26 protein-coding genes are annotated in these 19,489 nt (G+C 60.7%); 5 read left to right on the top strand and 21 right to left on the bottom strand.

What is annotated here, in order from left to right:
• Window positions 1-205: 205 nt before the first annotated feature.
• Both ACXAGF_RS17665 and ACXAGF_RS17670 read left to right on the top strand, forming a co-directional pair.
• Window positions 206-505: a PadR family transcriptional regulator gene (locus tag ACXAGF_RS17665; protein ID WP_475018676.1), complete on the top strand. Its 300-nt coding sequence runs from the start codon at window positions 206-208 to the stop codon at window positions 503-505.
• Window positions 502-1,029 (top strand): hypothetical protein, encoded by a 528-nt coding sequence (locus tag ACXAGF_RS17670; RefSeq protein ID WP_475018677.1) that lies wholly within the window; start codon window positions 502-504, stop codon window positions 1,027-1,029. Before ACXAGF_RS17665 ends, ACXAGF_RS17670 begins: the two co-directional genes overlap by 4 nt.
• Window positions 1,030-1,717: 688 nt before the next feature.
• Here ACXAGF_RS17670 and ACXAGF_RS17675 read toward each other — a convergent pair.
• From ACXAGF_RS17675 to ACXAGF_RS17695, 5 genes are all read right to left on the bottom strand, one after another.
• Window positions 1,718-2,038, bottom strand: a complete 321-nt coding sequence (locus tag ACXAGF_RS17675; RefSeq protein WP_475018678.1) for a phage holin family protein — start codon at window positions 2,036-2,038, stop codon at window positions 1,718-1,720.
• A gap of 90 nt (window positions 2,039-2,128) precedes the next feature.
• Window positions 2,129-2,398, bottom strand: a complete 270-nt coding sequence (locus tag ACXAGF_RS17680) for a hypothetical protein (RefSeq protein ID WP_475018679.1) — start codon at window positions 2,396-2,398, stop codon at window positions 2,129-2,131.
• Window positions 2,398-2,604: a hypothetical protein gene (locus ACXAGF_RS17685; protein WP_475018680.1), complete on the bottom strand. Its 207-nt coding sequence runs from the start codon at window positions 2,602-2,604 to the stop codon at window positions 2,398-2,400. The genes ACXAGF_RS17680 and ACXAGF_RS17685 overlap by 1 nt, the downstream gene beginning before the upstream one ends.
• Window positions 2,601-3,398, bottom strand: a complete 798-nt coding sequence (locus tag ACXAGF_RS17690) for an N-acetylmuramidase domain-containing protein (protein ID WP_475018681.1) — start codon at window positions 3,396-3,398, stop codon at window positions 2,601-2,603. Before ACXAGF_RS17690 ends, ACXAGF_RS17685 begins: the two co-directional genes overlap by 4 nt.
• Window positions 3,399-3,940: 542 nt before the next feature.
• On the bottom strand, window positions 3,941-4,642 hold the full coding sequence (locus ACXAGF_RS17695) for an acyltransferase (protein ID WP_475018682.1): 702 nt from the start codon (window positions 4,640-4,642) through the stop codon (window positions 3,941-3,943).
• Window positions 4,643-4,804: 162 nt separating this feature from the next.
• Here ACXAGF_RS17695 and ACXAGF_RS17700 point away from each other — a divergent pair, with 162 nt between their 5' ends.
• Together ACXAGF_RS17700 and ACXAGF_RS17705 are read left to right on the top strand one after the other, a co-directional pair.
• On the top strand, window positions 4,805-5,653 hold the full coding sequence (locus ACXAGF_RS17700) for a CatB-related O-acetyltransferase (RefSeq protein ID WP_475018683.1): 849 nt from the start codon (window positions 4,805-4,807) through the stop codon (window positions 5,651-5,653).
• 218 nt (window positions 5,654-5,871) lie between these two features.
• On the top strand, window positions 5,872-6,981 hold the full coding sequence (locus ACXAGF_RS17705) for a capsular polysaccharide export protein, LipB/KpsS family (RefSeq protein ID WP_475018684.1): 1,110 nt from the start codon (window positions 5,872-5,874) through the stop codon (window positions 6,979-6,981).
• 17 nt (window positions 6,982-6,998) lie between these two features.
• Here the strand turns inward: ACXAGF_RS17705 and ACXAGF_RS17710 are convergent, their stop codons facing one another.
• From ACXAGF_RS17710 to ACXAGF_RS17745, 8 genes are all read right to left on the bottom strand, one after another.
• Window positions 6,999-7,430, bottom strand: a complete 432-nt coding sequence (locus ACXAGF_RS17710; protein ID WP_475018685.1) for a DUF4376 domain-containing protein — start codon at window positions 7,428-7,430, stop codon at window positions 6,999-7,001.
• On the bottom strand, window positions 7,427-7,720 hold the full coding sequence (locus ACXAGF_RS17715) for a hypothetical protein (RefSeq protein ID WP_475018686.1): 294 nt from the start codon (window positions 7,718-7,720) through the stop codon (window positions 7,427-7,429). The genes ACXAGF_RS17710 and ACXAGF_RS17715 overlap by 4 nt, the downstream gene beginning before the upstream one ends.
• Window positions 7,720-8,370 (bottom strand): hypothetical protein, encoded by a 651-nt coding sequence (locus ACXAGF_RS17720; protein ID WP_475018687.1) that lies wholly within the window; start codon window positions 8,368-8,370, stop codon window positions 7,720-7,722. Before ACXAGF_RS17720 ends, ACXAGF_RS17715 begins: the two co-directional genes overlap by 1 nt.
• Before the next feature lie 65 nt (window positions 8,371-8,435).
• Window positions 8,436-12,089 carry a host specificity factor TipJ family phage tail protein gene (locus ACXAGF_RS17725; RefSeq protein WP_475018688.1) on the bottom strand — a complete coding sequence of 1,218 codons (3,654 nt, stop codon included), beginning with the start codon at window positions 12,087-12,089 and terminating at the stop codon, window positions 8,436-8,438.
• Complete coding sequence (locus tag ACXAGF_RS17730) at window positions 12,089-12,475, bottom strand: C40 family peptidase (RefSeq protein WP_475018689.1); 387 nt, start codon at window positions 12,473-12,475, stop codon at window positions 12,089-12,091. Before ACXAGF_RS17730 ends, ACXAGF_RS17725 begins: the two co-directional genes overlap by 1 nt.
• Window positions 12,475-12,975 (bottom strand): DUF1833 family protein, encoded by a 501-nt coding sequence (locus tag ACXAGF_RS17735; RefSeq protein WP_475018690.1) that lies wholly within the window; start codon window positions 12,973-12,975, stop codon window positions 12,475-12,477. Before ACXAGF_RS17735 ends, ACXAGF_RS17730 begins: the two co-directional genes overlap by 1 nt.
• Window positions 12,972-13,322: a hypothetical protein gene (locus ACXAGF_RS17740; protein WP_475018691.1), complete on the bottom strand. Its 351-nt coding sequence runs from the start codon at window positions 13,320-13,322 to the stop codon at window positions 12,972-12,974. The genes ACXAGF_RS17735 and ACXAGF_RS17740 overlap by 4 nt, the downstream gene beginning before the upstream one ends.
• Window positions 13,319-15,532, bottom strand: a complete 2,214-nt coding sequence (locus ACXAGF_RS17745; protein ID WP_475018692.1) for a tape measure protein — start codon at window positions 15,530-15,532, stop codon at window positions 13,319-13,321. Before ACXAGF_RS17745 ends, ACXAGF_RS17740 begins: the two co-directional genes overlap by 4 nt.
• A 163-nt stretch (window positions 15,533-15,695) precedes the next feature.
• On the opposite strand from ACXAGF_RS17745, the gene ACXAGF_RS17750 reads away from it, so the two are divergent.
• A complete protein-coding gene (locus tag ACXAGF_RS17750; protein ID WP_475018693.1) occupies window positions 15,696-15,920 on the top strand; it encodes a hypothetical protein in 225 nt (74 codons plus the stop codon).
• Here the strand turns inward: ACXAGF_RS17750 and ACXAGF_RS17755 are convergent.
• The 8 genes from ACXAGF_RS17755 to ACXAGF_RS17790 form a co-directional block, all read right to left on the bottom strand.
• Window positions 15,917-16,048 (bottom strand): hypothetical protein, encoded by a 132-nt coding sequence (locus ACXAGF_RS17755; RefSeq protein WP_475018694.1) that lies wholly within the window; start codon window positions 16,046-16,048, stop codon window positions 15,917-15,919. The two genes, ACXAGF_RS17750 and ACXAGF_RS17755, sit on opposite strands and share 4 nt — an antisense overlap.
• A gap of 86 nt (window positions 16,049-16,134) precedes the next feature.
• Window positions 16,135-16,491, bottom strand: a complete 357-nt coding sequence (locus ACXAGF_RS17760) for a gene transfer agent family protein (protein ID WP_475018695.1) — start codon at window positions 16,489-16,491, stop codon at window positions 16,135-16,137.
• Window positions 16,491-16,928 carry a phage tail tube protein gene (locus ACXAGF_RS17765; RefSeq protein ID WP_475018696.1) on the bottom strand — a complete coding sequence of 146 codons (438 nt, stop codon included), beginning with the start codon at window positions 16,926-16,928 and terminating at the stop codon, window positions 16,491-16,493. The genes ACXAGF_RS17760 and ACXAGF_RS17765 overlap by 1 nt, the downstream gene beginning before the upstream one ends.
• A 31-nt stretch (window positions 16,929-16,959) precedes the next feature.
• Window positions 16,960-17,376 carry a DUF3168 domain-containing protein gene (locus ACXAGF_RS17770; RefSeq protein ID WP_475018697.1) on the bottom strand — a complete coding sequence of 139 codons (417 nt, stop codon included), beginning with the start codon at window positions 17,374-17,376 and terminating at the stop codon, window positions 16,960-16,962.
• A complete protein-coding gene (locus ACXAGF_RS17775) occupies window positions 17,376-17,858 on the bottom strand; it encodes an HK97-gp10 family putative phage morphogenesis protein (RefSeq protein WP_475018698.1) in 483 nt (160 codons plus the stop codon). The genes ACXAGF_RS17770 and ACXAGF_RS17775 overlap by 1 nt, the downstream gene beginning before the upstream one ends.
• Window positions 17,858-18,205 (bottom strand): head-tail adaptor protein, encoded by a 348-nt coding sequence (locus ACXAGF_RS17780; protein ID WP_475018699.1) that lies wholly within the window; start codon window positions 18,203-18,205, stop codon window positions 17,858-17,860. Before ACXAGF_RS17780 ends, ACXAGF_RS17775 begins: the two co-directional genes overlap by 1 nt.
• A gap of 153 nt (window positions 18,206-18,358) precedes the next feature.
• Window positions 18,359-18,769: a hypothetical protein gene (locus tag ACXAGF_RS17785; RefSeq protein WP_475018700.1), complete on the bottom strand. Its 411-nt coding sequence runs from the start codon at window positions 18,767-18,769 to the stop codon at window positions 18,359-18,361.
• Window positions 18,770-18,912: 143 nt separating this feature from the next.
• A complete protein-coding gene (locus ACXAGF_RS17790; protein ID WP_475018701.1) occupies window positions 18,913-19,488 on the bottom strand; it encodes a head-tail connector protein in 576 nt (191 codons plus the stop codon).
• Between the last annotated feature and the right edge of the window lies 1 nt (window position 19,489).

Here is a 19,489-nt window from a genome sequence, read left to right on the forward strand (position 1 = left end):
AACTCAGAGCGCATCGTCGTGCGCCATGCATTCACCAGAATTACCAGAATTTACAGGCGTTTTCAGGCGTTAGCGGGAATTCGGTGGCGCATGATTGGCACACGATACCCTGCATTTGCGCTTCAGTCTTACATGATGTAAGAGTAACTCTTACAGGACGTAAGACACTTAGGCACCACTCACACTCAGGCACTTAGGGAATCAAATGATGTTGGGCTTTAACGTAACGGAGATCCAGTTCGAGATCCTCGACCTACTGGTCGGCAAAAATGGAATGTATGGTCTGGAAATGGTCAAGGCATCCAACAAGCTCAAGCGCGCGACGATCTATGTCCACCTGTCGCGCATGGAGGACAAGAAATGGATTCGTTCCGAAGCAATTGAAACAGGCGAGGCTGGCATGGCCCGGCGTTGCTATTATCTCACAGGCGAGGGGCAGCGGATCCATAGAGCAGCAAGGGCTGCTGCCGCTGCAGCTAGCAGTTTCTATGGGGCCACTGCATGATCAAGCATCTTGTAATTTTCTTGGTGTACCGACGTACCGGATGGCTTTTCTTTTGTGCGTTTTCAGGAATCCTTTTCGCAGTGACGCTCGGAGCGCTGGCTGCACCTACGGGGTTTCGTAACGCATTTCTCGCCGGAGCCGTTGCCGGTTTTGGAATCGCAGCCTTCTTGGGCCCAGAGCGGCTAATGAGATTGACATTCGGAGTGGGTGACGCCCTGTGGCGCGTCCTGAGCGCCATCTTCTTCAGTGCGGGAAGGCAGCGCGGGTCGCAGCTGGAGAAACCACCTGGGCACCGCTTGGCCCGATTCCTTCAGTTCGTACTCACCAAAAAGGCATACGAGCGTCTTGTGTTGCAGATGATCCTAGACGAGCGCGAGGAACATGCCGAAGCGCTATTCCATGGGGAAGCTTGGAAAGCAAGCTTCATTGGATTGCGTCTCTGGTTCATCGTGGCATTCGCGCTGATCGCATTTGCGTGTTCAACAGCCATCAGCAAGCTTTTCCCCCGCCCCCCGAGTTTGTAGCGGAGGGACATCGAGACCTCCTTGCAAGAGAGCTTGGACATCCAAACGGTGGTGCCAACATCGAACATAACGAGCCTAGCCAGTTTCCCGGCAAATTTCACAGAGCCAAGGCCACTAGCGGTTTACGCCACTTGTTTGGAAAGCGGTACGGTTGGGTGGTTTCGACCCGTCATATCGCTCTTTAAAAATCAATCACTTATTTCATTTCACATGCGTTTCTGTAATGCATTTTGTAGTACATTCTTTGACAACGGAATGGGAGCGCCAGCCGTCCCTCCGCCGCTGACTTGACAGGGGCTCGCCAATGGAGAACATGCCGGGAACAGAAACCGGCAGGGCGGCGCCGTTCATCACCACCATGGGGGACAGGGAAACAATGGAATGCACACGCCCTCAGAGCCCCGTCTGCCAGTCCTTTCCGACCTGAAGGCCGAACACCTCGAAATCGAATGCATGGATTGCAAGCGTGCTGGCCGCTACCGGCTTTCCGCTCTAATTGCACGCCACGGCGCGGACATGACCTTCCTGCAGTTGCGGAGGATCCTCGCCGCCGATTGCCCGCGGATGCGGGCGAGGCAGGAGCGATGCAGTGCGGGGTTTCGACAGCTTCTCTATCTCGTTGATGCGCCCAGCCTGGAGGGCTGGAAAGGCAGTTCAAACCAGGACGAGAACCAACAGGGTCGAGGAGCTACCCCACCTTCGCCCCGAACCAACGCGTGAACAGCGCCTCGGCGCCACGAGGGCCGAGGTAGGCGAGCGCCGCGATCATTCCCGTGCTCGCCACCTGGCCAAGCGCCAACCAGGCTGCCAGCCCCTCGCCGATCAGTGCCATGCCAAGAGCGATGGGCAGCTCCCAGAACAATTCGATACCGAGGAACTTCCGGCGCATTTTCCTTGCCTCCGTGACGTGCCACATGAACCGCCCGAGAAAAGCGCCGACCAGCGTGGCGCCAGCCCCGCCGACCCATGCGTTCAGCATCTCGGTGAAGGATTGAAACTTGTCGGACACTACCAGCACCCCTTTTCCGCCCCGAAGCGGTTATGCGCCGCCACCTGGTTGGCGAACGGCCGATCTGTTGTCAGGATCGAGACGGACGTCTCAAGGTTTGGCCGAAGCTTCTCGAACCCGGCGCACGCACTCGTCTTGCTGGTCGACTGGCAGCCCGATATCGCGGCACAGAGCAGCAGCATCAGCAGCAGAAACCTGCCCATTGATCTTTCCCTTCCTCACGAAATCGCGCAGCGTGGATTCCAGCGCCTCGACGGCGACCTGCTGCCGCCCCTCGCGCCGGCCGACCCAGTAGGCAGCGGTGATGATCAGCACGGCCGCGATCGCGGCGATGCCGAACAATTTGAGACGCGCCAGCATCACTGCACCGGCGGCTGATATTTGACGAGCCCAGCCGGACCATCACGCAGGACATTGATAAAGATCTTCGCGAGCCCGAGCGTGCCGACGATCTTGAGCGAGGTGTCGGCATCGAAGAACTGGGTCCAGTCGAAGGCGTGCAGGGCCGGCACCAGCGCGACGGCGATGTTAATCAGGTTGTGTACGGCATTGGTGTTGATCTTCATTTGCGGATCCATCCGAGGCTCATGAGAAGAGTGGAAAGCAGGCGTCCAACTGCGGCCACCCAATCGGTCGTCTGCTTCGGCGAGGTGGCGGGCTTGGGATTGAGATCGAACGACGGTGTCGGGAGATCGGAGACTGGCTTCGGTGCCGGCGCGGTCAGGGCGCCCGGCTGGTAGCCCTTCCATTTCCCGGCGCGCAGCTTCTCAGAGGCCGTCCGCATCTTCGTCGCATAGGCGCCGTTAAGGCCGCCACCGTTGTAGACCTCCTCGATCTTCTCGAAGGCACGCAGCTGCAGCGCCGGCACCAGGCCCTTGCCGCGCAGAAATCCGGCGAAGGCGGAAAGCTGGTAGACCTCGCTGTCACAGAAGGCCTCGAACATCTGCTTCGCCGTCTGGTGGCCGCAGAGCATGTGATTGAAGCCCATGATCTGGAACTTGCCGACGCTGATCGCCATGAAGGCTGCATCCTCGTCGGCGGCGATCGCGCGAGATAGAATCCGATAGCGTGCATCGGCGTCCGGCTGGTCCGTGTAACCGCCCTTCTTCGGGCTGATCCAGGACTTGCGGGCAAGCCCGGCTTTCACCGCCCATGCCCGCTTCTCCTCCGGCAGGTACTGGTAGAACTTGTGCTTCTCGAACAAGATCTTGATGCGGCCGTCCGGGAACCAGCCGAAGCCGGCACTCTCGACTTCGGCGATGGCCTCGAGATCGGCTGGGTGGCAGCCGAGCGTGTCAGCCAAGCGTGCGATATCGGCATAGGCGATCGCCGTCGCCCGACCCTTTCCAAGCGTCGTCATGGACGATTTTCCTTGTATTTGTTAGGTGGTAGAATGAGTTGTCAGAACTTATCCGAGTAACCAGGCTCGCCTATACCGAGCACCTACTGGGCTCGCCTCACGAGATAGTCCTGACAGGAGGGTCCGTGATGAACGACGGATTTCTTGCGCTTTCGCTTCTGGCAATAGCTTTGCTGTTCGCACTGCTGTTAACAGTCACGGCTTGAGGGCGACTACAATTTCGATTGCAGCTGCTAGCGCTGGCCTATTACCATTCTTTTCAATATTTTAATTGAAGTGCATCCCGACTTCGATGAAGGCTATTGTAATCGGCTTAAAGCGGCGCTAGTAGCCCGACCGTCATCAGCGGTTGCACGCCAATCGTTGATACCAGAGGGCCGCCTGCCCAGGCGGCATTCTCGGAGGGCGAAGCTCCCTAACCTGTTGCTTCGCCCTTGCCCCTCCCCCCCAAAACTCATCGCGTTGACCAGTAGCAAGCTTGTAAGACCCAAGAGCGCAAGATCGTACGAGTCCGCTATTACAAGGGCATCGATCCTGGCGAGCTACTCGATATTCTTCCAGTAATTCACGTCTTGCAGCGAGTACGAACGCCTAGTGGCGTGGTGCCAGGTAATCCCTTCTCGCACAACTCGGGCCGGGGTGCCCGCGAGAATGATTCCTTCTTGTTCAAATTTGTCGTTGACGAAAGACATCGCGCCCACGATCGAATCCGAGGGGACGCGCGACCCCTTGTTGATTATGCTTCCCACCCCGACCCAGACATGATCACCGATAACGATGCTTTCAGAAAGATTCAGGCGTTTTCTGGAGGATCGATCGATGACGGAATGCGCATCGGTTGTCCTAATCTCGATTTGGCGCGAGAGCATGCACCACCTACCTATGGTGACGTCGCACCCCTCGCTGCAGAGGACATACACGTTCACCGTCGTCGAGTGATCACCAAACCTCACAGTCTGGCCGTTGCCCTTCACCACAATCCGCCCTTTGAATGTACAGTTTTCTCCGATTTCGATGAGATTGTTGTGCCCCATGATCAGGATTGATCCTGAGAACTTCGTTCCGGCGCCAATCGAGATTATGTTCCCGCTGCTGTCGGGCCTCCCGTAAAAGCGGCCTTGAACATCTGCAGCGCCATGGTCCAGGAAATGGTTTTCTGCGGATAGCTCATTCTGCAGTTTACTCGGCGAGTGGTCCGTTTTTCTCTCTTTGATACCTCTAGTGAGCTTAGCCCAAATCCACATATTTAACCTCGCAATTGCACGAGCGAACCATTGAATGGGATCTATGAGCATTGCAACACAGATTCACAGCTTCAGCAGTTGAAGTGGGTTGGCTCCATACTGACTTGCCAGCGGGCGACGTCTTTGGAATAAGGAGACCCGGCAGAGGTACTGAGGATTGATATGTCGGCCAAGCACAACCCGAAGATTAAGATCGCTAAAACGGTATCGATGAATGCCAAAGCATCCCTCTATGTGGAAGCCCCGGTTCGAATCGACGGAACGATCGGAATGAAGGGCTTTATCGGCGCTTACACCTATATTCGCTACGGGTCTCGTCTAGGAATCGGCGTGTCTTCCATCGGGCGCTATTGCTCCATCGCACCTGGCGTCGCGATCGGTGACGGACAGCACCCCGTAGATTGGATGTCTACCCATCCCTTCCAACTAGGCGAACGATTCTGGGTGGACCCCGAGTGTCAAGTTGAGGTCCCGGCTCGCGAGCGAAAAACCAGAACGCTGATTGGCAACGATGTTTGGATCGGCGCCAACGCGATCATCATGACTGGCATTACGGTTGGTGACGGCGCCGTGATTGGCGCCGGAGCGATCGTTACAAAAAGCGTTCCGCCTTACGCCATTGTTGTTGGGGCCCCCGCGAGGGTTCTAAGATATCGCTTCCCTCAGTCGATAATTGACGAACTTCTCAACCTTAGATGGTGGAACTACACCGCGACTTCATTATCCAAAGTTCCCTTTGACGACGTCGAGCTAGCCATAACAACCGTCACACACATGGCTGATCGTGGCCTTCTGACGCCGATAGATGCAGACATGGCAAGCCTCACCCAGACGGCGACATCTGCGGTCTACGACCCAGAGATAAGGCGACAGGTATTCGAAAAGTACGTGGCGCACAGCGAAGCGACAAGCAGTAGACCAACCACCGAGAGTGAGATTGTTCCCTCTCTAGGTGCGCGACTTAAAGCCGCTATGGCGGCATTTGCAAAGCCCGGAAATCGTCTGGCATAACAACTGTCACATTTTAGGCTGTATTAGGCATAGCGATACGCGCATCGCGATTTTGGCGCGAACGAGATTTGAGGTGCAAATTGGCAACCGAGGCGACCCCTGCAAAATGGACCGAGTGGCGTGTAGTACGGCAGGCGTCCGCATTCATCAAACGACATACGTCCACTGCTGGCAAGCCACCACTGTTTCTGTTCGGGTTCAATTCGTGGAAGACCTTCATGCGCGACTGGTTTCCGGATTGCGAGGTTGTTTTCGTTCCGATGAAGATAAGCGTCGCCGAATTCAACGCTGACTGGAAGTGGCGCGTTCTTGCCGATAAGCGCTCCCGTGTCCTGGCCTGGCAATACAAGTCAATCGAAACTCTCAAGTCATTCTGTGCAAAACATGGTATAGAATTCCACTACGTCGAGGATGGATTCCTTCGGTCAGTTTCTCTTGGCGCCCATCGGACTCCCCCGATCTCCCTTACCTTTGACACTCAGGACATGTTCTTCAATGCCCAGGCCCCTACGGACCTGGAGACGACCCTCGCCACTTACGACTTTGACGCCAACCCCGAGCTTATCGACCGAGCTCGATCCGTCATGAGAACCTTACTTTCTCTAGGACTAAGCAAGTATAATTCCAGCGCCACCGTAGACATTGATGCAGTCTACGGCCCAAAGGACAGAAAGCGCGTACTAGTCATTGGACAGGTCGAGCGCGATGCCTCCATCCAATTTGGGTGCGATCGATCGGTGACAAATAACGATCTTGTCTGGCTCGCAAAGCGTGAGAATCCTGATGCCCAGATCATTTACAAGCCGCATCCAGAGGTGCTGCAGGGGACAGCAGAATCCGTTTCCAATCCCAACCATGTGAAAGGTGCGGCTTTAGTACTGGAGAACGACATCAGTCTCGCTGACGCATTCCAGACAATCGATCACGTTTATACGATAACCTCTCTGTCGGGCTTCGAAGCTCTCATGAGGGGACTCCCGGTCACCACATTCGGCTGCCCATTTTACTCAGGATGGGGCCTCACCGATGACCGACAAGCGAACCCAAGACGTGGTAGAAAGCTAACAATCGAACAGCTGTTCGCGGTCGCCTTCATCTTGTACCCCAAATATCTCGACCTATCGATGAAACGCCCGATCGAAATTGAAGAGGCGATCGAGATCCTAAAGATCATGAGGGACTATGCGTACCAACCGCCAGAGCCAGCAGAGCCAATCGTTGACTCCGGCGAAGTCGTCGTAAGCGTCAGGGACGAGATCACGAGCACGATTAGAGCAGTTCGCAAGGTCCTGGACTTGATCGATCCTCCATCACCGTTGCAATCCTGATGTACTAACGGCCGCGGTCACTCCGGCCAGTAGTCAGGGTTTGTCGCATAGTCTGCCGGGATCGGGTCCATGTCCTTGATGGCGCGCGCGGCGAAGATCAGCGCCTGCTTGTGGGCCATCGCCGCCTTGCCGAGGGCGAACATCGTCCGCGCATCCATCGGGTGCGTGCTGTTGTCGGCAGCGATCCAGGTGAAATCGCTACCGCCGCCGTGCCAGCGAAGGTCACCCGGTTGCGACCCACCCGTGATAGCCGCCAGCGCGGCCGTCGCCGCGCCCGCCATGTTTTCGCGGTCTTCCGGTCGGGACTGATACTCTACTCCGCCGAAGGTGAAGCCTGCGGCTATACGATGATCGCGCTCGGCATCCACTTGCCGAACCATTTCAGCCCGAGCCGCCGCCTGCTTCTGCTCGGCCGTGATGACTGTGCCCTGGTCAACTGTCCACGTCATGCTGCGTCTCCGGGGAAGAGGATTGGGCCGTCTGCCGGATTGGCAAGCGGCGCGGGGAATAGGCGCTCCTGTTGCGCGCCATGGGGGCATGGAAGAAGCAGCGTGATCTTAAGCACCCCATCGACCCGATCGACCGGCCCGACGATGAAATCGCACGGAACGTTTTCGACCGTGGCGCCATCGGGCAGATCGGTGAAGTCGAACGCCTTGCCGTTGATGGTCAGGACATCACCGGCTTTCGTTACGGTCAGCGCAGGGTCCGAGCGCTGCGGAGAAAGATTGATGTGCATCAGAACCACCTTCCGATAGCCATTGCGAACACGTTTGAGGAACTTGAGGCGGCACCGCCCGCCTGAGTCCTCGCCTGAAGCGAGATTGATGCTCCCGAACCCGCGCCCGCGCTTGTGATCGTTATCGCATCACCCACTGCCGTCAGGGCTGAGCCGATGAAGGCGTCCGCCTGGGAAACGAATGTCGCGGGGTAGGTCCAGAGCGTATTCACGCCGCCGCTCGCCGCCACAGTCGCGGTGCAAATCTGCGTGCCATCCGCGAACCGGACATAGCGACCGTTAGCGTTGCTGCCTCGCTCTACGATCGCGCCGGTCGGTGTGCCTCCCGACTGCGACACCGTTCCTACGATCGCCTGCATGGCGGCTGCCGCCGTTCCGGTCCAGCGAATGAAGGAACCGGCCGCACCCGTGAGGCCAGCGACAGCGGCCAGTTGCTCGTCGTAGGCTTGCACATCCGTTCCACTGCCGAAACTGATCGCACCGGTCGAGGTGTTCACCGTCATCAGCAACCGGTCGTTGGCGCCGTCGTATTCGTAGAACTTATGCAGGCCGGCTGTGGCCGTATCCAGCCAGATCGTGCCGGCTACGGCATAGGCCGGACGGATTGAGCCCGAATGGGCACTCAACAGCGCATCGAGGCTGTCGTCCATCCTCGTCGCCATGACGGTCGGCGTTGCCGGTCCCGCAAGCGGAACACTCCAATCTGTTGCTTGGCTCATTGCAGAACCCCGTATCCTTTCGCGACATAATCGACTGTTCGGGTAATTGCCGACCCGCCCGCATTCTTGAAGGCGATGTGAAAGCCGGTCTCGTCTTTGCTGGTGATCTCGTAGTAGTCGCCGGTTGCCAGCCCCTGGGCAGCGATCGAAAGACCCTGAAGCTGGCGGAAGGCGGGCGAGAAGTTGATGGTCAGGCCAGAGCCGGAAACGACGATGTCATCCCCGGCGACGACGCGATCCGGCATGTCGACCGTGACGGACATCCCCGTGACTAGCGGCGTCACGTCCTGCTGGAAGCTTTCGAGCAATGCCCGGAACCGGTAGGCGCGTGCGGCCCAGTCACCGGTGACGAGCGGGGTCCAGTCCGACCAGACCGGAGAACCGCCCGGATCATCCTCTGTCGTCGAGATCTCGATCGACACATCCCACAGCCCGCCGATGTCGCCGAAGTAGTCGTCCCGCTCGAAATAGTCGGACAGGCCGAAGAAGTCGTCGCTCGACCACTCGCCGCCGGCTTCGATCTGTGCGGACACGCGCGAAGTGTAGACCGCGCCGAGATCGACCACCTCGACGAAGTCGTAATAGCCCGCCTCCAGATATCCGTCCGTCCCGAGGAAGAAGTCCCCCTGCTCGAACACATCCGACATGGAGAAGAAATCCGTCGCCCCCTCAAGGCGCAGCGCGTTGCCATCGAAATAGGTCCCATCCTTGTCGCCCGGGAACGGCGCTTCCTCTTCCGCCAACTCCACCGCGTTGAACGTCGTCAGCGGATCGATCGTGCTGATGATGACGGCCGGGTTTGTCGACTGCATCCCGGAGTACGAGACGGCCTTGATCAGGTATGTGCCGAGCAGGGCCGGGACCTGAACCTGCAGGCCCGAGACCGAGCGCAAAATGGTGGAGGTCTGCCAGGTAGCTCCGGAAACGACACCGGTATAGCGGATCTCGTAGTGCGAGATTGCACCAGGCCGGGTTGTCGGCGCGTTCCAACGCAGCGTTGCATTGTCCCCTGCCACCGCGATCGAGAAGCCGGTGACAGTGGCAGGAACGGTCGCGAATATCTTCGCGCTGAACACGCCCAGCAGCCAGTCCGACAGTTGCCCGTTCTCGAACACGGCGCGAATACGGACGTCATAGGCGCCGGCGGCGATTTCAATCAGGTCGATCCGCGGTTCAGCCGAGTTCTGGACCGGAGACCACTCGCCGGTCCCCTTCTCTGCATACTGGACCACATAGCCGCTGACCTTGCCAATGTCCGGCGCGAGCCAGGACAGGGCGATCAGGGAGGTGGCCGGCGAGGTCGTCCAGATCCGCTCTATCGATGACAGGGCGGTCGGCTTATAGGCCCGGTAGTCGATCGGCACGGCAATGCCCGTCTCGAACTCCGGGATCTCTCCTGTGTCCGCGTCCAGGATCTCAGGCGCGTCGTCGACCAGTTCAAGCTGTGCCGTCAGGTCGGCCTGCGGCGTGATGCTCTTGACCCGCAGCACAACGCTCTCGAGCCCGTTCTCGCCGAACATGACGAGATCGCCAGCCGTGGGAAGGCTTCCGGAACCATTGAGCGTGAACGTCGTGAACTCTCCATCCGCGCCGGCAACGGTACGGACGAGCGTGGTGCCGTCGCTTTTTCGGAAGCGCATGGAGTAGGTCTTGCCCGACTCCATCGTGAAGGTGTCGTCGATCGTCACCGTATCCGGCGAGGAGGAGACGGATTTCACCCGCCCTGCCCCGAGCCCCCAGAGCACCGTGTCGTGGTTCACCCGAACCCGATCGCCGCGGGTGCAGACCAGATGCTCGAAATCGGTCGAGAGCGTGTAGACCTCGCGCTGCAGCCGGTTCTGGGCGATGTGATAGCGCGCGTGCTTCCAGATAATCTCCGGACCGGTGACGCCGGGGAAGTCGATGCCCTCGAACTTGGTGGCATTGCCGGCGTTGTAGCCGTCATCGTAGACCACGCGCTCGTCGTTTAGATAACCGTTGTTGCGGTTGATGAACGAGACGCGGAAGGCGTGCGGCAGTTCGGCATAGCCGCGCTGAGACGAGAAGTCCCAGGAGTTCCGCGGCGTGAAGTGCTGCACGATCGGCGAATTCGCCACGTCCCAGACCACGCCCCACTTGCCATCGCGAAGGGACACGGCGGCACGGCCGGCCGCAGCAATCATGGACAGGGTCTCGTAGACCGAGCGCTGTTCCGTCGCCACATACTCGAACCGGAAGACATTGGAGTCGCAGTAGGCGTGCCAGTCCTGCAGGCTCTCCAGGTCGATCATGCTGTCAGGCACCGGACGCGCATTTGCGCTGCCCTGCAACACATGCCGGAAATGGTCGGCCGGGTTGCGGCTGGTCTGGTCGTTGACCCAGCTTGATCCGTTCCACGCCTTGATGCGCGGCTGCACGATGCAGTTCAGCCGGTCGACCGTGCCGGACAGTTCCCCCGTCGCACGGATGCGCATGGCGATCAGCGTCAGCGGCTTGTCGAAGTTGATCACCGTCGCATTGCGCCGGCCGCGAAGCGCGGTCCAATAGCAGGTTTCAGTCACGAAGGCGGCATCACCGGTATAGTCCACGGTCGCCTTGCGCATACGGATGTCATACTGGCCGGCCGGGACGCTCTTGCCGAGCCAACGGCGAATAGCCTGGCGGGTCTTGATGTACTGGCGATCGGCTCCGAGTTCGGACCACGGATCACCGGATCCCGTCAGACGATACTGCGCCTCGATGATGACCTCGTACTTGTCGTCATCGCCGTCCTTCTTCTTGGTCTTTATGATGCCGTTCGGAAAGCTGTAGTCGACCGAGATGTAGTTGACATCGTCCGCCGTCGTGCGGGTGACCCACGAACTGTCATAGTCCAGCAGGATCTGCACCGCCTCCTCGAACACCGGGCGGGTGTAGAGCGTCGGGGATTCCGTCAGGTGGTTTTCGATCACCTCGATCTCGACGTCGTCGAAGCGCGAGATCGGGGTTTCACCGATGCGGATGTCCGACACGTCCATCGGGCCGTAGCCGAGGCAGAACAACTGCCGCAGGTACTGGTCATCTGCACGGATCTCGGTGTAGGCGCCCGCAGCATAGGGCGGCGAGATGCGATGACGCCCGAAGACGTGCGGGATGGCGCCATACTGGACCGCCGAGTTCTGCCCACCGCCGATCGAATAGAGCGTCTTGGTCTTCTCCGCTTCCTGCTGCTGTGGCTGCGCGACCGGGAACAGCGCATTGACCACCAGCGAGCCGATAACGGTGATGCCCGATGCAATCAGGCCCGTGACCGTGGCCGAGCCTGCAAAGCCAATGGCGGCCGCAAGAACCGGGGCGAGGAACAGCGCGCCGATGGCGATCACCAGCCCGAGGATGGCCCGGAAGGCATTCTTGCCCGGCACGGCCACGACGCTGACCGAAACACCCGGCTTGACGCGCACGCGCGCCCAGCGCTCGGCCGGCACGGCATGGCCGGCGATCTCGACATACACCCGGCGGCGGTCGAACGTCGGGAACGCGGCGTGGCATTCCTCGACCATCTCCGCCAGAGACAGCCCTGCAGGCAGGCGCAGGTGATGGCGCTCCTGCTTCAGAGGCGACGGGCGCAGGAAGACATCGACGCCCTCCCCTGGTCCGAGGAGTTCGCCGGCATGAACACGTTCAAGGTGCATTAGGCCAGCCTGTAGAAACCAACGATGCGGTTGCGGAGATGCAGGGCGTCGAGACGTTCGATGGCCGAGGGTCCGGGTCCATCGGAATGCAGCAGGCGCCCGCCGGAAAGGCGGATGCCGACATGGTTGTGGTGGCGGCCGTTGCGCATCAGCACGACATCGCCTTCCTGTGGCTCTGTGGCCTTGATCCAGTGGGCTTCCCGCTCCTCGTCGACCAGCGGGCCAATCCCGCGCGGCCGGAACTCCCGTTCCTGCATTTCCGCCACGTAGGACGGGACAGGACGGCCGAGCACGTCGCGGTAGTAGAGATAGACCAGCCCCCAGCAGTCCGCGCCGTCATAACCGCGGCCGTGGGCCACGTAGGGAATGCCGACGAAACGATCCATCAGAACAGGCCCGGGAACGACCCCGGCGTGAACTGGCCGGCCGGATAGGGTTCATTGATCAGCGCATCGGCCACGAGGTCCGCGGTGATCTGCTCGCCGATAGTCACGTTCGCAAGTTGCAGCGCCGGCAGTTCGATTTCCACGTCATCCGGGCTGGATGCCAGAACGATTTCGACCTTGATGCTGGCCGGGGTTGCGATCGAGCGCAGCAGCGCCACCAGCGAGCGTTCGGTATTGTCGATCGAGAGCTGCACCCGCGGCGGGCTGTCGCTCTTGTCATCCGGAAGCGTGAACTCGAACGGCAGGAACAGGTATTCCTCACCACGGCTCACGGTCGCGTAGACAAGTGGCGAGGACGAGATCCGCGTCGTCGGGTCGGACGAGAGGTAGATCGGCTCGGCCAGGTCTTCATGCGTGACCGTCAGCAGGCAGATGACGACCTCGTCCGTCTCCTGCGCATTGATGGCGCCAAGGAAGGTCGCAGAGACGCTGCGGCTCACGGTAGCACCTCAAGCGAAAGAGAGACCAGCCACCGATCCGTGCTGAGCCTCCGCACACGGTACGAGGGCACGTAGCGGACGAGGATGTCGGCGCCCCCATACGGATCCTTGAACGTGAACGTGCCGGCTCCGTCCGCAATGTCGGTGCTGATGAAGCTCTTGAAGGCAACGACCTGCGCCCCAGTCATGCGCATGTCGCCACTGAGCCGCGACACACCAGCCGTAGACCGGCGGCGCACTTTCGCCGGCCCGATCGACGCCTGGCTTCGCAGCAAATTGTCGGCGGCTTCCTCTTCCTGCGAGGTCGAGATGAAACTGCAGGGCAGAGTAGAGGGCCAAGCGGTCATCGACGCGACAAGCCTCCCTTAAGCGAGTATTGCCCTTGCAGGGCCGAGCGTGTCCCCGAGCCAGGCGTGTTGATCTTCTTCGCCACCGTCTCGTCGACGAGGACGTCGATCGTCTTGCCGCCGGCGGTCTCGCGTTCACGCTTGGAAACCGTGGTATCGGGCGCGTTGTTGACGATGTTCACTTTGACGACAGGGCCACTGCCGCCGCCAGCAGAGGACGAGGACCGATGCCCGACAAGCCCGCCCGTTGCGAGACGAAGCCCCTTGCCGCTGTTGATCGCCTCCAGAAGCGCCAGGTTCTTTTTGGTGGCCGCCGCGTTGACGACGTATTCCCCGTCCGAAAGCATCGCGGGGATGCTGTCGCTGGTGCCCGTGCCACGGCCGGAAATGCGCCCGCCCGTTGCCGCATGAACTGGGCCGCCCTTGGAGAACAGACCCGGCAGGAGACCGCCCCCTCCGCCCCCGCCACCGAACAGTCCGCCGAACCCTCCGAAGAGGTTGTCGAATACGGAGTTCAGCGCCAGGTCGAGGAGCCGGTCGGTGACGCGGTCCAGTGCGTTCGACAGCGCCTCTGTTGCAGACTTCCCTTCGCGAAGGTCGGAGATGAACCCGCCGAGCGCGTCCTGCGCGACACCACGGAAATCCTCGGCCATGCGGCGAGCGTTTTCCTGTTGCTCCGCAAGCTTTTCAGCCTCTGCGCTTGCCGCAGCATATCCGGTGGCAAGGGTGTCGATCTGGGCCTTCAGTTCCGGCGTGACAGCAATGCCGGCGCGCTGTGCCGCAGTCAGCAGATCCGACTTTGCCCGTGCGGCCTCAAGTGAGAAGCCGTAGTCGTCGAGGAGAGGGTTAAGCCCCTCCATCGCCGCGGTCTCCGCCTGGATCGCCGCCGTCCGTTCTTTGATCTGCTCGATCTCGCGCTGGAGATCGTTGGCGCCTCCGCCTCCGCCTCCCCCACCACCCGAGCGGCGGCCGCCTCCGCTCCCACCGCCTCGGCTTGGCGGCGGCGTGTAGCTCCCGAGAGAGACCGGCGTCACGCTGGAAGGGCGGCGCGGCCCGTTGCGAGAGGGCGGACCGCCGCTAAGGCTCCCCGAGCCAATCGGCTCCAGTCCGTTCGGACCGATCTGGTATCCTGGTATTGTCTCCGGCAGGTTTGCCGCAGCGGCCCTGACTTCGGCGAGCTTCGCCTGAACCTCGTTCAGACGGGCGATTGCTTCGGTATTGTCGAAGCCCAGTTCCGTGTTGAGCGCGATCCGGTCCTGAAGGGTCTTGACCTCCTTCTCAAGGCTCGCCGTTTCTTCCTTCGCCTCGGACGCGTCCAGATTGATGACGTTGCCCTCGGAGTCCGTGACGCCGAGGAGTTCGTTCAGATCCTTGAAAATCTGGGCGTTGCCGAGGTCCGCTAGGAACCCATCAAGCTCCGACCGCATGCTGCGGATCTTCTCGATAAACCCGGCAACGTCGAACCCGTCGATTACACGAGCCGTAGCGTTGATGCCTTCCGCAAACCTTTCACTTGCCCCGGTGGATTCGTTGAATTCCTTGGCGACATTGATCAGGGCAGTCTCGATGTTCGTCATCGCCTGCGCGATAGTGAACCTCGCATTCGCGACCTGGTCGCGGAGGATCGGGGCGCCTGCCTCGAACGCACGGAAGAACGCCTCCGAGGAGACCTCGCCGTCCGCAATGAGCTGCTTCAGTTTCGAGACGGAACCGCCCGCCTCCTCAAGCCCAGCCGCGACAGCGCGCGCGATTGTCGGCGCACCTTCCAGGATCGAGTTGAATTCTTCGGCATAGACCCGCCCGCTGCCGAGCGCCTGCCCCAACTGAAGCAGAGCGCCGCTTGCCGACTGCGCATCCGTACCGGCGACTCGAAGGGCAAGCGCCACATTGTTGGTGAAGTTGAGGAGTTCGCCGCTCGAAACACCAAGCTCACGCTGTGCCAACGCTGCCTTGCCGTACAGGTTGGCAAGGGACTCGATCGGCGCGCCGTTGGCGAGAGCGGCTTTGGACAGACCGTCGAAAACGTCCTCTAGTTCCTGCCCCGCGAGGCCGGCGACCTTCAGGGAGTTGTCGATACGGGTGGCCGCCTCTGAAAGCTTAATGGCCGACCTGACCGTCGCCGCGCCGGCAAACGCGCCGGCGATCTTCGCCCCGGTTGCGATGAAGGACGCCTCGATCGCCCTGCTGGAGGTCGTGGCCTGGCGCTGCATCGAAGCAAGGCGGCGGCTGGTGACGCCCTGCGCCCGGTTGAGCGCATTCTCGTATTTCTTGATGTCGGCGGACAGTTGAACCACAAGCCGCTCAAGATCCGTTGCAGCCATCACTGTTCCTTGCTATTTCTACGGGATGGACGGATTTCTGAAACTTATAGGTATGGCCATCTTCGTCGTCTCGATCGGCGCAGTCTTGCTGATCGGAGCGACAACGAAGGGCGCCGGGGTTGCGCTGATCATCTATGCCCTGCCGGCAATGATCGGAGGCGCGGCCGTCTACGCGCTTGGAGCGATCCTGGAGAACATTATTGCAATCCGCGCCGCTTCTGAACGGCAGGCCTATGCCATGACAAAGATGGCCGATACCGCATCCCGGCAGAGCTAAGCACTGCCATCCTTCTCCTGCAGCCATTGCCAAAGATCGTCCGCCTCGGCGCTCGACATCTTGCCGTCATCGCCGCCGTTCGCCCTGATGTGGCCGTCTACCGTCGCCAGGAATTGCCACATCGACATGGCGTTCACCTGCTGCGGCGAAAAGCCCATTGCCGCGCCAACGCCGTAGACCGAAGCAAACCGGATCTTGCCGTTCGGCAGATCGTCTATTCGGCTTTTGGCGCTGGCGCTTCCGGCTCCCCCACAGGTTCATCCGGAGCCCCGAGCAGACCAGCGGAAAGGATGGCGACAGCGAAGGGGTGGCTTTCAAGCGGTGGCCGCGCCTCGACGTAGGTGCGGACCTTCTTCAGCGCTGCCGTCGGCTCCATCCCGCCCCCGATCAGGCCGAGGCGGATGACGTTCGAGATGTCCTCGATGCGCCACTGATGCGAATGCAGCCGATGCAGGACCACATACGGCCCCGCGTCGGTCTTTTCCTGCAGCTCCGCAAGTTCGCCCCAGCCAAGCCGGAACGAATAGCTTCCGTCCGCAAAGTCGAGGTCTATCCTCGCATCACGGCTCATTAAAAGGTATCCGTGCGGACCAGCGCGCCGTCAGACTGCATCGAGACGTTCAGCGTCACACGACCGCCCTGCTCTGCACCGAGCTCGAGCGTTTCCACGTGCATCGCGCCGGTCCAGGTGACGGTGCCGGTCGAAAACTCGATTTCGACCTTGACCGCAACCGAATCCGTGCTCTCGTAGGCATCGAGCCAGGTTTCGACTGCCGAGGCTGCAAGCACGCCCTCGCCCGAGATCGAGGCAGAGATGCTTTCAACATCGCGGCCGAGGGTGATCGGTGCATCCGGATCGTCACAGTCGGGAAGTGAGACTTCCGACAGCGACTTGTTCAGCGTCAGCGACTTCGAGGTGAAGCCGCAGGGCGCGGTATAGGTGCCGGTGCCGGCGAGATCGAGCAGCACGCGGAATTTGCCAAAGCGGGCCGTTACAGGCTGAGCCATGTCCGTGGTCTCCAGTCAAAAAGGGGTTGGTTCAGGTTAGTTCGACAAAGGCGGTTATGCTGACGATCGCCCTGTTGGTCGCCCCGTCGCTTTCGCGCTGGTAGCGGGTTATACGGTGGCGCAACGTCGCCAGCGCATTGGTTGCGAGGGTGAATTCGGCCTCATGCAAAGCAACACGCACTGCACCAGACAGCTTGCGCACCTCCGCACTGCCGAAAGCCTCATCTGCACCCCAGGACCAGCAGTCGATCTGCAGGGTGATTTCGACCCCGTCGATGCACTCCGCATCGTCTGTGACAGCATCGGAAGGCCCGAGCGAGATGTACGGCGAGGCGACTGCCCCGCTGGCGGGACGGTCGAACACACGCCCGGAAACGAACCCGGCCACGCTGGTGTCTGCTTTCAGCCGACCGATGATTGCCGCCGAAAGCTCGTAGGTTGCATCCATCAACGCCCCCCGGCCGCCACTTCCTTGGCGGACTTGTTGATGGCGCGCGTGATGCGTCCTTTGACGCGGCGCCGGTTGGCACGGAAGCTCACGAAGAAGAACGGCGAAGCCGGAATAGCTGGGATGGTCGCCCCGGCAAACTTGCCGCCCGCCGTGTGTGCCGCCGTTCCAAACTCTACAAATCGGGCATAGTAGGCTTTGGCATCGCCGGCGTAGATCGTGATCGTGTTCTCGCTACCAGTACTGCCGAGACCACGGGCGCGAACGGTTGCGATTGAAAGTGCTCCTTTGGGCGCGCTACCCCATGTCCAGTCGATACTATTTGCAAGGTCGTGGCTCGCTTTCGGCACAAGCGCCTTCATCGTCGCGACGATCTCGTCAGCCCCTTGCGTCATCGCTTCGCGAATGTGCTTTTTCGCAACCTTTGGAAGAGCCGCAAGCTTGCGATTCAGGCGGTCTAGCCCCTCGATCTTGACGGCCATCAGTCCGCCTGCCCGCCAATCGTCGCCAGCATGTCGATGTAGTGATTCTTCTGATCGACGTTGACCGGCGGCGAGGTGATGGCATAGACGACCCCGGAGCGGGCATCGACCGCCCGCCAGGTGGCGTTGATCGTGCGGGTCGCAGAATGCGAACGCACCCGGATCGTTACCGGCTGGAGCCCCTGCAACCGCGCCCCCATGACGGCTTCGGACCCCATGCGCGGAATAACTTCGGCCGCATCGGTAAAGACCGTTGCAAACTCGCCAGTCACGGTGTTGCCGTAACCGTCATCACCCGCTGCGCGCTGCTGGAAGTGCAGTCTTGACCGTAGTTTTCCTGCCGGCATTTTCGGGCCTTTTCGTTGGCTCCGCCTTGCCGGCCGCAATCGCTGCGGCCGAGCATGAGCGCGTGACGAGACGCACCATCCCGGCCTTGAAGGCGATCGTGACCGGCGGCTTTGGCTTGAAGTCAAAGTCCGCCGTAAAGCGGACCCACGGCATCAGAGCGATACGTTCGGAAACTGGATGCTGACGGCAAGAACGCTCGTCGACTTCGCCAGGCCGAGAAGGCACACATATTCGCCGGCGCCAACGTCCGCGATCGGGCAGATGCCGCCCGCGGTATCCGACAGATAATAGGCCGTCCCTGCAACAATCGTGCCGCCGATCGTGATGTCGCCGCTGCGATGAACGGTGATCGGCTGGTTCAACGAGGAACCGGTCAGCGCGATGCCATGCGCCTGCCGCGCCTCTGCCGTCGCCGAATTGCTGTCTGCCAGCATCCACTTGTTCGTCGTGCTGCTCTTGTAGACCGCCTTGCCGGCCGCGATGGTTTCGCCAGCAACGCCGTGGATCTGCGAGGAATTGCTGCCGGCGACGACGTTCGCCGCTGTGATCGTAATGTCTGCCATGTCATTTCCCCTTGATCTTGAGCTTCACGCTCTGGTCCATCGTCCGGCCGCCTGCAGTGACGATCCGGTTTTTGATTGGCAATTTGTTCACATCCTCGCCGACCCGAGAGCCAGGTCATCGCCGACGTTGCGGAGGATCGAACTCAAAGGTCGACGCGGCGGTAGGGCGCGAGCAGCGCACGGACTCCGAATGGGAGTTCGGCAAGGCCAGCGCCCGTGGCAGCCTCTCGGTTCTCGTACCAGTTCGCCACCATCAGCAGGATGGCCGTGCGGATCGGCGCGGGTACCTCGTCCACATCGGCGCCGGCGACATAGGTCACGGTGACGGCATCCGGCCGCACATAGGTCGAAGGCCAAACGGCGCCGATTGCCGGAACGAGATAGGAACCGCCAGCATCGACGAGCCTGACGTAGTCGGAACCTGGCAGCGTCTGCTCTACGTTGCTGGTGTCGCGATAGGTGATGGAAGAGATCGATGCGACCGGACCCAACGCCAGACGCAGGCACGAACCGAGCGCCCCGAACTGCTGCTGCCATGTCTGCGTGACGATCGCCCGCCCGAGGATACCTGTCCGGCCATCGAGGTACTCGGTCGCTGCTGCGACGAGGCCTTCGATCAAGGCGTCATCATCCGCGTGGTCGACCCGCAGATGCGCCTTCGCATCGGCGACAGACACCGGCTTCTCGTCAGGTTCCTCGGTGCGGACGGGTGCGAGCATG

It is taken from the genome of Mycoplana sp. ABR4_002 (assembly GCF_056159645.1).